Annotated in this window: 10 protein-coding genes and 1 pseudogene; 2 read left to right on the top strand and 9 right to left on the bottom strand. The window is 66.7% G+C overall.

Annotated elements, in window-relative coordinates; all coding sequences use genetic code 11:
* Positions 1-447: pseudogene (locus tag IC66_RS0108040) on the top strand (ABC transporter substrate-binding protein); the annotation flags it as partial.
* A gap of 73 nt (positions 448-520) precedes the next feature.
* Here IC66_RS0108040 and IC66_RS0108035 read toward each other — a convergent pair.
* The 8 genes from IC66_RS0108035 to IC66_RS0108000 form a co-directional block, all read right to left on the bottom strand.
* On the bottom strand, positions 521-1,372 hold the full coding sequence (locus tag IC66_RS0108035; RefSeq protein WP_038947301.1) for an amidohydrolase family protein: 852 nt from the start codon (positions 1,370-1,372) through the stop codon (positions 521-523).
* Positions 1,373-1,375: 3 nt separating this feature from the next.
* Complete coding sequence (locus IC66_RS0108030; RefSeq protein WP_038947300.1) at positions 1,376-2,353, bottom strand: aldo/keto reductase; 978 nt, start codon at positions 2,351-2,353, stop codon at positions 1,376-1,378.
* Positions 2,354-2,455: 102 nt separating this feature from the next.
* Positions 2,456-3,388: a sugar-binding protein gene (locus tag IC66_RS0108025; RefSeq protein WP_038947299.1), complete on the bottom strand. Its 933-nt coding sequence runs from the start codon at positions 3,386-3,388 to the stop codon at positions 2,456-2,458.
* A gap of 94 nt (positions 3,389-3,482) precedes the next feature.
* Entirely contained in the window at positions 3,483-4,565 is a 1,083-nt protein-coding gene (locus IC66_RS0108020; protein WP_038947298.1) for an ABC transporter permease, read from the bottom strand.
* The gene (locus IC66_RS0108015) at positions 4,565-5,323 is read right to left on the bottom strand and encodes an ATP-binding cassette domain-containing protein (RefSeq protein WP_028140890.1); all 759 of its coding nucleotides are present in this window, start codon (positions 5,321-5,323) and stop codon (positions 4,565-4,567) included. The genes IC66_RS0108020 and IC66_RS0108015 overlap by 1 nt, the downstream gene beginning before the upstream one ends.
* 12 nt (positions 5,324-5,335) lie before the next feature.
* On the bottom strand, positions 5,336-6,658 hold the full coding sequence (gene xylA / locus IC66_RS0108010; protein ID WP_038947297.1) for a xylose isomerase: 1,323 nt from the start codon (positions 6,656-6,658) through the stop codon (positions 5,336-5,338).
* Entirely contained in the window at positions 6,659-8,113 is a 1,455-nt protein-coding gene (gene xylB / locus IC66_RS0108005) for a xylulokinase (protein WP_038947296.1), read from the bottom strand.
* A gap of 77 nt (positions 8,114-8,190) precedes the next feature.
* Entirely contained in the window at positions 8,191-9,246 is a 1,056-nt protein-coding gene (locus tag IC66_RS0108000; RefSeq protein WP_038947295.1) for a LacI family DNA-binding transcriptional regulator, read from the bottom strand.
* Positions 9,247-9,408: 162 nt separating this feature from the next.
* Here IC66_RS0108000 and IC66_RS0107995 point away from each other — a divergent pair, with 162 nt between their 5' ends.
* Positions 9,409-9,594 carry a hypothetical protein gene (locus IC66_RS0107995; protein WP_038947294.1) on the top strand — a complete coding sequence of 62 codons (186 nt, stop codon included), beginning with the start codon at positions 9,409-9,411 and terminating at the stop codon, positions 9,592-9,594.
* 46 nt (positions 9,595-9,640) lie between these two features.
* On the opposite strand, the gene IC66_RS0107990 is transcribed toward IC66_RS0107995, so the two are convergent.
* Positions 9,641-9,906, bottom strand: a 266-nt coding sequence (locus IC66_RS0107990) for a cupin domain-containing protein (RefSeq protein ID WP_038947293.1), incomplete at its 5' end; no start/stop codon positions are given.

The following is a 9,906-nucleotide window of genomic DNA, read 5'->3' as shown; positions in this document are numbered from 1 at the left end:
TGAAAGCCGCTGCAGCTTCTTTCCGCCGGCTCGACCGGCCGCTCGATCCTCAATGCCGCGGGCCTCGAGAACGCCACCGGCATCGTCGCCATCCGCTATAACAAGGAGGTCGGCCTGCCCAAATGGGAGAAGGACCCCGACGTGATGGCGTTCGAGGAATTGCGCAAGAAGTACACCCCGGCCATCGATCCCGACAACACCATCGCCTTCGCCGGCTACGGCCAGGCCGTGACCATGGGCGAGATCCTGCGCCGCTGCGGCGACGACCTCACCCGCGCCAACGTGCTGAAGCAGGCTTCGACGCTGGCGGGCTTCCACTCGCCCTACTTCCTCGACGGCGTCACCTACAGCTACACGCCCGAGGACTACACGCCGATGAAGACGCTCTTCATCACCACCTTCACCGGCAAGGACTGGGACATCTCCGACAAGCCGATGTCCGAGTAGACAAGAGCGCACGCCGCTGCTTCCCCTCTTCTGCTTTGCCAGGAGAGGCATGAAGCAAGAGCGCGCTCAGACGCTAACTTGCGATAGCCAGCCGATACGCCCGCGTCGCATTCACACCAAAAGCCTTGGCCCGCAGCTGCGGGCCAAGCTTCGCCAGACAAGCCTCCAGCGCGCTCTTGATCTTGCCATAGCTCCCCGCGAGCAAGCACACCGGCCAGTCCGAGCCGAAGATCAGCCTGTCTTCGCCGAAACACCTTGCGGCGTGCGCGACGAACGGAAACAGGCGTTCCGCATCCCAATCATTCCAGACCGCTTCGGTCGCAAGCCCGGAGATCTTGCACCAGACATTGTCGCAAGCCCCGAGCGCGGCGATGCGATCGGCCCACACCTCGCTGCCGCCGTCGGCGATCGGCGGCTTGGCGGCATGGTCGAGCACGAAGCGCGCTTGCGGAAAGGCCTGCGCGGATGCGATCGCCGACGGCAGCTCGCGGGCGCGGACGAGGAAATCGTAGGCGAGATCGTGGGCGAACACAGCGGTGAGGCCGCGCTGAACGTCCTCGCGCAGCAGCCAATCGGGATCGGCTTCGTCGTGGACCTGGTGGCGGATTCCGACCAGCTTGTCGCCGCCGGGTGAAGCACGAAGCCGATCGAGCGTTTCTCCGAGCGCACCATCCGTCAGATCAGCCCAGCCGACCACGCCGACGACGAAGGGATTTTCGTGCGCAATGCGCAAGAATTCCTCGGTCTCCTCCAGCGCGGAGCGGCATTGCACCAGGATGCTGGCATCGACGCCGTTCGCCTTCAGCAGCGGTGCAAGATCGGCCGGACCGAAGGCGCGGCGGATCGGCGTCAGCTCGTCCGCTGCCATCCAGGGATAGTCCGCGCGCGCCGGGTCCCAGAAATGCTGATGCGCGTCGATGATCATGGCCTACGCCCCACCCAGCAGCGGCGCGCGCGCATCGACGAGGTTTCGTGCCCGCAGCTCCTGCCAAAAGGCCGCCGGCACCGCTGTCTCCGACATCGCGATGTTGTCGGAAACCTCCGCGGCGTTGCGCGCGCCCATCACGGCGACCGTGACGGCCGGATGCGCCATGCAGAACTGGAGCGAGGCGGCTTTCAGCTCGGTGCCATGCTTGCGGCAGAGCGCGTCGAGTTCGAGCGCCCGCGCAACCAGCGAAGCATCGGCGTCCTGATAGTTGAACTTCGCGCTGGTGTGCGGATTGGCGAGGATGCCGCTGTTGTAGATGCCGCCGAGCAGGATGCCGATGCCTTTCGCCGCGCAGAGCGGAAACAGCGCATCCAGCGCGCCCTGGTCGAGCAGCGTGTAGCGCCCGGCCAGCAGGAAGCAATCGACCGGCACGGCCTCGGCGAAACGGACCAGCATGCCTGACTGGTTCATGCCGGCGCCGATCGCCTTCACCGTGCCCTCGCTGCGCAGGCGCTGGAGTGCGCGGAAGGCCCCGGCGACGGCGTCGTCATAGTGATCATCAGGGTCGTGCACCAGCAGGACATCGACGCCGTCGAGCCCGAGGCGCGCAAGACTCTCCTCCACCGAGCGCAGCACGCCGTCATGGCTGAAATCGAACACCGGCCGCTCGCGCGGCGTGCCCTTATAGTGTTCGTCCTCGGCGGCGCCGCCATCGGGCGCGCGCAGCAGGCGGCCGACCTTGGTCGAGATGGCGTAGGAGTCGCGCGGCTGTTGCCGCAGGAAGGCCCCCAATCGCCGCTCGGCGAGGCCAAAGCCGTAGAGCGGCGCCGTATCGAAGAAGCGCACCCCGAGCGACCAGGCGCGCGCGATCGTGGCTTCCGCATCGGCATCGCTGACCGGGCTGAACAATCCGCCGAGCGGGGCGGAACCGAGACCGATTGAAGTGACGTCGAGCGAACCAAGCCGCGACCGTTTCATTCCCATTGCCTTGTCTTCATTCCAACAGTCCAGATCATCTCCCCCGCTTGCAAAAATCGCAAGCGGGGGAGGCACGCAGGAGCGCGGGGCTGGCGGACGCTCCTACTTCAACATCTGCGCGACGTTGTCCTTGGTGACGAGATCGAGGCCGGTGTAGACGATCTCCGGCACTTTCTCGCCCTTCTTGATGGCGAGCAGCGTGTCCATCGCCTTCTCGCCCATCTCGAACGGACGCTGGCCGACCAGCGCGTTGGCATAGCCGTCGCGCAGCAGCTCGAGCTGCATCTTCAGCGTATCGGCGACGACGAGCGTGAACTTGCCGGAATCGATGTCCTTCTTGTTCCTGCTGGCGAAGGCCTTGAAGCCTTCGGGCGCGAACATCGGCCAGCCCCCGATGGGAACGATGGCGGCGAGATCAGGTGTCGCGGTGCGCATATCCGTCATCTGCTGGACCGCGAGTGCCGGATCGTCGTTGCAGAAGGTCGGGGAGCCCGCGACCTCCGTCCATTTCGAGCCCTTCAGCGCCTCGCGCACGCCGTCGACGCGCTCGGCGAGGTTCTTGGCGCCGGGGCCGCCCGAGACCATGGCGTATTTGCCGCCGTCGGGGCGCATCTTCACCAGCTGCTTGCCGAGCGCGACGCCGAACTCCTTGTTGTTGGTGCCGATATAGGCGATGCGCTTGGAGCCGGGCGCATCGGCATCGAAGGTGATGACGGGGATGCCGGCCGCCGTCGCCGCCTCGATCGACTTGGTCATGGCCGCGACGTCGGCGACCGAGATGGCGAGACCGTCGACCTTCTGGGTGACGAAGTCCTGGATGATCTGGGCCTGCGTCGCCGGCTCATGCTCGACCGGTCCCTTGTAGATGCACTCGATATTGCCGAGCTCCTTGGCTCGCTTCAGGCAGCCGTCGCGCGCGAAGTCGAAGAACGGATTGTTCATCGCCTTGGGCACGATGACGAAGCGGTAGTTCGCGGCCAACGCCGGCGTTGCCATCATTGCGACAGCGATGCCGGCAAGAAGAAATTTCCTCATTGTCTCCTCCACCCTTGTTTGGTGCCTATCCTCTCGAAAGCGCCCGGGAAGCGGACAGGCAACATTTTATTTGTCTTCCCGAAGCGACGTTACGTCAGCTCATCCGCGAGCGGATGCGGTCGACCAGCACGGCCAGGATGATGATCACGCCCACCAGCGTCTGCTGCCAGTAGGAGGAGACCTGCGCCAGCACGAGGCCATTGCGAATCACCTCCAGCAGCACGCAGCCGACGATGGCCCCGAGCGGACCGCCGATGCCGCCGGCGAGGTTGGCGCCGCCGATGACAGCCGCCGCGATCACGTTGAGCTCGTAGGACGTCGCCATGTTGGCCGGCGCCGATCCGAGCCAGCCGGAGATGATGATGCCCTGCAGGCCGGCTGCGAGCGCGCAGATCACATAGACCTCTATCTTCACCCGCACGACCGGGATGCCGGTGAGTTCAGCCGCCTTCTCGTTGCCGCCGAGCGCGAAGACGTGGCGGCCGAACGCGCTGTGATGCAGCACCACGGCCATCGTCAGCGCGAGGACCACGAGATAGATGAAGGGCACGGGCACGCCGAGCACGTCGCCCGACGTGAGCGCGTAGAATCGATCGGCGTCGGGCCCACCCGGAAAGCTGCCGCGGCCGTTGGAGACGACATAGCCGAGCCCGCGCACGATCGAGAGCATGCCGAGCGTGGTGACGAAGGGCGACAGGCCGAGCACCGCGATGCAGAAGCCGTTGACCAGCCCGGCGATCAGCGCCACGCCGAGGCCGGCGAGGATCGAGACCAGCAGGATCAGGCCCGGCACGTTGGCAATTGCGGTCTTGCCGTCGGCCGCCATGTGCACGAACAAGGCGCCTGCTGGCGAGCCGGGCGCCGACAGCTCGGTCATCACCATCGAGGTGATCATGGCGGAGAAGCACATCATCGATCCCACCGACAGATCGATGCCGCCGGTGATGATGACGAAGGTGACGCCGAGCGTCGCGATGGCGATGAACGAGAAGTTCTTCGCCACGTTCTGCATGTTGCCTTCGGTGAAGAAATAGGGGCTGGCGAAATGCATGATCACCAGCAGCACCGCCAGCGCGAGCAGAACGTAACCAGTCTGGGAGGCGAAGATGCCGCGCTGCCACCACCTGATCTTGCCGACATTGGTGAAGCTGATCGGAGATTCCATGGGCATGGCCATCACGCCGCCTCCTTAGCGCCGGTGATGAGGGCGGTGACTTCCTCTGGTGAGGTCTGGTGGATCGGCTTGTCGGCCCGCTTCTCACCACGGCGCATGACGATGACGCGGTCGCACACCGCGAACACATCCGGCATGCGGTGCGAGATCAGCATCACCGCGACACCCTGCTCCTTCAACCGGTGGATCAGGCCGAGCACCTGCTCGACCTGGCGCACCGAGATCGCGGCGGTCGGCTCGTCCATCATCACCAGCCGGGCATTGGAGAGCCGCGTCCGCGCGATCGCGACCGCCTGGCGCTGGCCGCCCGACATCTGCTTGACGAGATCGTCGGGGCGCGTCTCCGAGCGCAGCTCGCCGAAAAGCTCCAGCGCGCGCGCTGCCATCGCCTTGTGGTCGAGCAATGCGATGGGCCCGAACCTGCGCTTCAGCTCGCGGCCAAGGAACACGTTGGCCGCCGCCGTGAGATTGTCCGACAGCGCGAGGTCCTGGTAGACGACCTCGATGCCGACGGCGCGGGCATCGACCGGCCGGCTGAAATGGACCGCATTGCCGGCAAAGCGGATCTCGCCATGGCTGGGGCGGAAATTGCCGGCGATGATCTTGACCAGGGTCGACTTGCCCGCGCCGTTGTCGCCCATCAGCCCGACAACCTCGCCCGGCATGACCTGCATGTCGACGCCATGCAGCGCGCGGATCGCGCCGAACTCCTTGCCGATGCCGGTCAGCTCGAGGACCGGTGTCGCGTCAGCCTTTGCCATCAGCAGCCTCGCTCAGACATAGCGGTTGACCAGGGATTCCAGATATTCCTGCCGGCCCGAGCGCGGCTGCGGGTCGAAACCGGGACGAAGCGCGCGGTCGGCGAGATCGGCGAGCGAACGCTGGCCGCCGAGAATGGCCCGACCCTCGGGGCCGGACCATCCCTGGTAACGCTCGGTGAGCGGCGCCGTGAGGGCGCCGGCGTCCAGCATGTCGGCGGCGGCGAGGAATGCGCGCGCGCAGGCATCCATCGAGCCGACATGGGCGTGGATCAGATCATCAGGGTCGATCGACTGCCGCCGGATCTTGGCGTCGAAATTGAGCCCGCCGGTGGTGAAGCCGCCACGGTTCAGGATCTCGTGAAACACCAGCGCCAGCTCCGGGACGTTCATCGCGAACTGGTCAGTATCCCAGCCGAGCAGATCGTCGCCGCGGTTGACGTCGAGCGAGCCGAACACGCCGAGCGCCTCGGCCAGCGCCACCTCATGGTGGAAGGAGTGACCGGCGAGGATGGCGTGGTTCTGCTCGATGTTGAGCTTGACGTCCTTCAGGAGGTCATAGCGCGCAAGGAAGCCGTAGCAGGTGGCGACATCGAAATCATATTGATGCTTGGTCGGCTCCTTGGGCTTCGGCTCGATCAGGATCGGCCCCTTGAAGCCTATTCTGTGCTTGTGCTCGACGACCAGCGAGATGAAGCGGCCGAGCTGGTCGAGCTCGCGCTTGAGATCGGTGTTGAGCAGCGTCTCGTAGCCCTCGCGCCCGCCCCACAGCACATAGTTCTGGCCGCCGAGCCGGTGCGTCACCTCCAGCGCGGCGCGGACCTGGCCTGCCGCGTAGGTGAAGATCTCCGGATCCGGATTGGTCGCCGCGCCCGCCATGTAGCGACGATGAGTGAACAGGTTGGCGGTGCCCCAGAGCAGGCGGACCTTGCTCGCGGCCATCTTTGCCTCGAACAGATCGGCAATCGCATTGAGATTGGCGACGGACTCGGCGAGCGAGCTACCTTCCGGCGCGGCATCAACGTCGTGGAAGGTGAAGTAGGGCACGTCCAGCAGGCGGAACAGCTCGAAGGCGACGTCGGCCTTGGCCCGCGCCTGCGCCATCGCGTCACCGCCCCGGTGCCACGGCCTCAGGAACGTCTCGCCGCCGAAGGGATCGCCGCCCGGCCAGCAGAACGAATGCCAATAGCAGACCGCAAAGCGCAGATGATCCTCCAGCCTGCGGCCATGCACGAGGCGATCCTTGTCGTACCAGCGGAACGCGGGCGCCTGTCCCGCATCCTTGCCGGCGAAGGCGACAGGTGCAGTTGCATCGAAGAATTTGGCTGACGCGTTCACTTAAGAGCACTCCTTCAATGCGGGATAAAGCGCGCGCCATCGCCGATAGGCCTCGTCATAGGCCTCAGTGACGGATGCGCGGGGCGTGAAGCTCGCGAGCCGCCGCGGGCGGGTGCAGACCGCTGCCGGTGTCTCGCCGGTCACAGCGAGCCGGCCGAGCCGCGCGGCGCCGAGGGCCGCCCCCACCTCGCCCTCCTCGACGCGGTGAACGGGAATGCCGAGCACATCGGCGCAGATCTGCGCCCATAGCGGCGAGCGCGAGCCGCCGCCGACGAGATCGAGCTCGGCAACAGGCCCGCTCGCCGCGCTCAGCGCCGCCAGATTGTCGCGCGCGGCGAATGCCACGCCTTCGAGCACGGCCTGCACGATCTGCGTCCGTCCGGTCGCACCGCGCAGGCCGACGAAGGCGCCGCTCGCCGCGGCATCGTTGTGCGGCGTGCGCTCGCCGTCGAGATAGGGCAGGAATCTGATCGGGCTCGGCCCGTCGACGCGCTCGCCGAGCGGCGCCAGCAGCGCTGCGGCCGGCGTCTCCATCACGCCGGCGAGCCAGGCCAGCGAGGCCGCTGCCGAGAGCATCACGCCCATCTGGTGCCAGAGGCCGGGCAGCGCGTGGCAGAAGGCATGCACCGCCGTTTCAGGCGCCGGCGCGAACCGGTCGGTGACGCGGAACACCACGCCTGACGTGCCGAGCGACAGGAACGCATCGCCCGGCGCGATCGCGCCGAGCCCGATCGCGCTCGCGGCGTTATCGCCGGCGCCCCCGGCGACAACGACATCTTTCGCCATGCCCCAGCGCCGCGTTAATTCCGGTGCGAGCATCGCGCTCGCCTCACTGCCCTCGACGAGACGCGGCATGTGGTGGAGATCGAGCCCGGTGGCATGCAGCAGCAGGGGCGACCAGCGGCGCAGACCGACATCGAGCCACAGCGTGCCGGCCGCATCGGACATGTCCTCGATCAACTCGCCGGTCAGGCGATAGCGCACATAGGCCTTCGGCAGCAGCACCTTTGCGACGCGCGCGAAGATTTTTGGCTCATGCCGCGCGACCCACAACAGCTTCGGGGCGGTGAAACCGGGCATCGCCAGATTGCCTGCCATCGCGTGCAGCGAGGGGCAACGCTGCTCCAGCACGGCGCATTCGGCCTGCGAGCGGCCGTCGTTCCAGAGGATCGCCGGACGCAGCGGCCGTCCGTTCTCGTCGAGCAGCGTCGCGCCATGCATCTGGCCCGACAGGCCGATGCCGCGGACCCGCGCCACCTCGCGCGGATGGCGGCCGGCGAGATCGTCGACCGCGCCGATGGCTGCATCGACCCAGGAATCGGGGTCCTGCTCGGACCACAGCGGCGCCGGGTGCGACAGCGCAAGCTCGCGCGCCGCCGTCGCGAGGATCGCGCCGGCTTCGCTCACGAGCACCGCTTTCACGCCGGAGGTGCCGATGTCCAGTCCGAGATACAAATCGTCCTCCCATTTACCCATTGCGGTGCGCGAGCTTGCGTCGCCTTCCCGCCAGGCCGTTCCATATTCATCTGCTGCTAAGGCAGATTGTCCCGCATCACGATGTCGATCCTGATCTTCTCCTGTTCGCGCAGGATCGGCTCGCCGCGGGCGAGCGCGAGCAGCACGCGCACGGCGGCGCGCGCTTCATGTCCGGGGTTCTGCGAGATCGCGGCATCCATCACGCCCTGCAGCAGCAGCCGGCGCGTCAGCATGGTGACGTCATGACCGACAAACACGACCTTGTCGCGGCCGGCATAGCTCAACGCCTTGTCACTCAAGGCCTTGGCGACGCCCTGGGTGCCGGCGCCGACGTTATAGAGGCCGACGATGTCGGCATGCTTGCCGAGCAGCCGCGCCAGCACCTGTTCGGAACGATCGTCCTCGTCGCGCCCCTCCAGCACCGGCAGCACGCTGAGGCCGGGGAATTCCGAAGCCATCACCTGGTTGAAGCCGAAGATGCGCTCGGCATGGTCGCGCAGGCCCTGCGAGCCCGCGACGATCGCGACCTTGCCGGACCTTTGGCCGGCCAGCCGCCCGACCAGCGCGCCGGCGGTGCGCCCCGCGGCAATGTTGTCGATGCCGACATAATGGTGGCGGCGCGAGGACGGCACGTCCGAAACCAGCGTCACCACCTTGGTGCCGGCATCGACGAGATCGTTGATCGCGGCGCGGACGCCCGGATGGTCCAGCGCCACCACGGCGACGCCGTCGTAGTCACCCGACAGCGCCTCCAGTGTGCCTGCGAGCACCGAGGGGTCGAACACGTCGGTCGCGACCATCTCGACGTTGAGGCGGCGAACCGAGAGCCAGGCCGACATCTCGCCGAGATAGGCCTCGATCTGCTGCATGAACGGGTTCGGCCCCGACGGCATCACGAAGGCAAAGCGGCGGGCGCGACCGCGGGCGAGCTCGGCGGCGGCGACATGCGGCTGGAACGCGTTGCGCTCGATCGCCGCCTTGACGCGCCGCACCGTGTCGGGCCGAACCCCCGGGCGGTTGTGCAGCACGCGATCGACCGTCGCCAGGCTGACGCCCGCCTCGCGGGCGATGTCCTTCAGCGTCAGCGCGGTCGCGGCGAGGGTGTCAGCCATCGCTGAAGGTTAGCAGAGGCGTTTTGAGGTACGCAACTCATTTTGAGGACCGTCACCGCCGAGCCTCAAATTACGGTTGTAACCACAGCCGTAGACACGCCCCCTGCCCGACCCGCGTCTCGCTCGAACGCTGGACGCGCGGCCCCGCCGCCTTGCCTATGGTTGCCGTTCACCGACGGCGCCACAACGAGCGTTCGCGGCAAGGTCATGAGCGCGCGCGGCGATATCGCCAGGGATTCGGACAAAGGCAGGCTCTATCAACGCGCCCTGTGGCAGTCCGCGACGCTCTATCATCAAATGCTCAGCTCCTGGGCCGGCGAGCGGGTCCAGCCGCCGCAATTGGCCTGAGCATTGACCGGACTTGTCGACAGGCCACGATAGGCTTGCCCTGATCTCACATCTTCCCGTAGGAGGCGCCGCGCCGCGTGATGATGATGTAGCGCGCGTCCTGCTTGGTTTCATTCTCGAAGATCACCGCGCGCATCACGTCGAAATCCAGGCAGTCGCCTTCGCGCAGGCGCACCGCCTTGGCGTCGATGTGCACGGCGATCGCGCCCTCCAGCATCAGCAATTGCTGGGTGAAGGCGTTGCGGCCCCAGGGGCTGTACGGTACCCGCGCGCCGGCCGGCAAATCGACGACGATGATCTCGATGCCGCTCG

This window comes from Bradyrhizobium genomosp. III, assembly GCF_000261705.1.
Lineage (GTDB): Bacteria > Pseudomonadota > Alphaproteobacteria > Rhizobiales > Xanthobacteraceae > Bradyrhizobium > Bradyrhizobium ottawaense.
The sequence above is the reverse complement of the archived record's forward strand: the minus strand, read 5'-3'. Positions and strand labels throughout refer to the sequence as shown.

Excerpts from the sequence above, each read along its gene's own strand:
- IC66_RS0108025 (WP_038947299.1), bottom strand. The coding sequence starts at position 3,388 with ATGAGGAAATTTCTTCTTGCCGGCATCGCTGTCGCAATGATGGCAACG.
- IC66_RS0108030 (WP_038947300.1), bottom strand. The coding sequence starts at position 2,353 with ATGAAACGGTCGCGGCTTGGTTCGCTCGACGTCACTTCAATCGGTCTC.
- IC66_RS0108015 (WP_028140890.1), bottom strand. The coding sequence starts at position 5,323 with ATGGCAAAGGCTGACGCGACACCGGTCCTCGAGCTGACCGGCATCGGC.
- IC66_RS0108035 (WP_038947301.1), bottom strand. The coding sequence starts at position 1,372 with ATGATCATCGACGCGCATCAGCATTTCTGGGACCCGGCGCGCGCGGAC.
- IC66_RS0108000 (WP_038947295.1), bottom strand. The coding sequence starts at position 9,246 with ATGGCTGACACCCTCGCCGCGACCGCGCTGACGCTGAAGGACATCGCC.
- IC66_RS0108020 (WP_038947298.1), bottom strand. The coding sequence starts at position 4,565 with ATGGCCATGCCCATGGAATCTCCGATCAGCTTCACCAATGTCGGCAAG.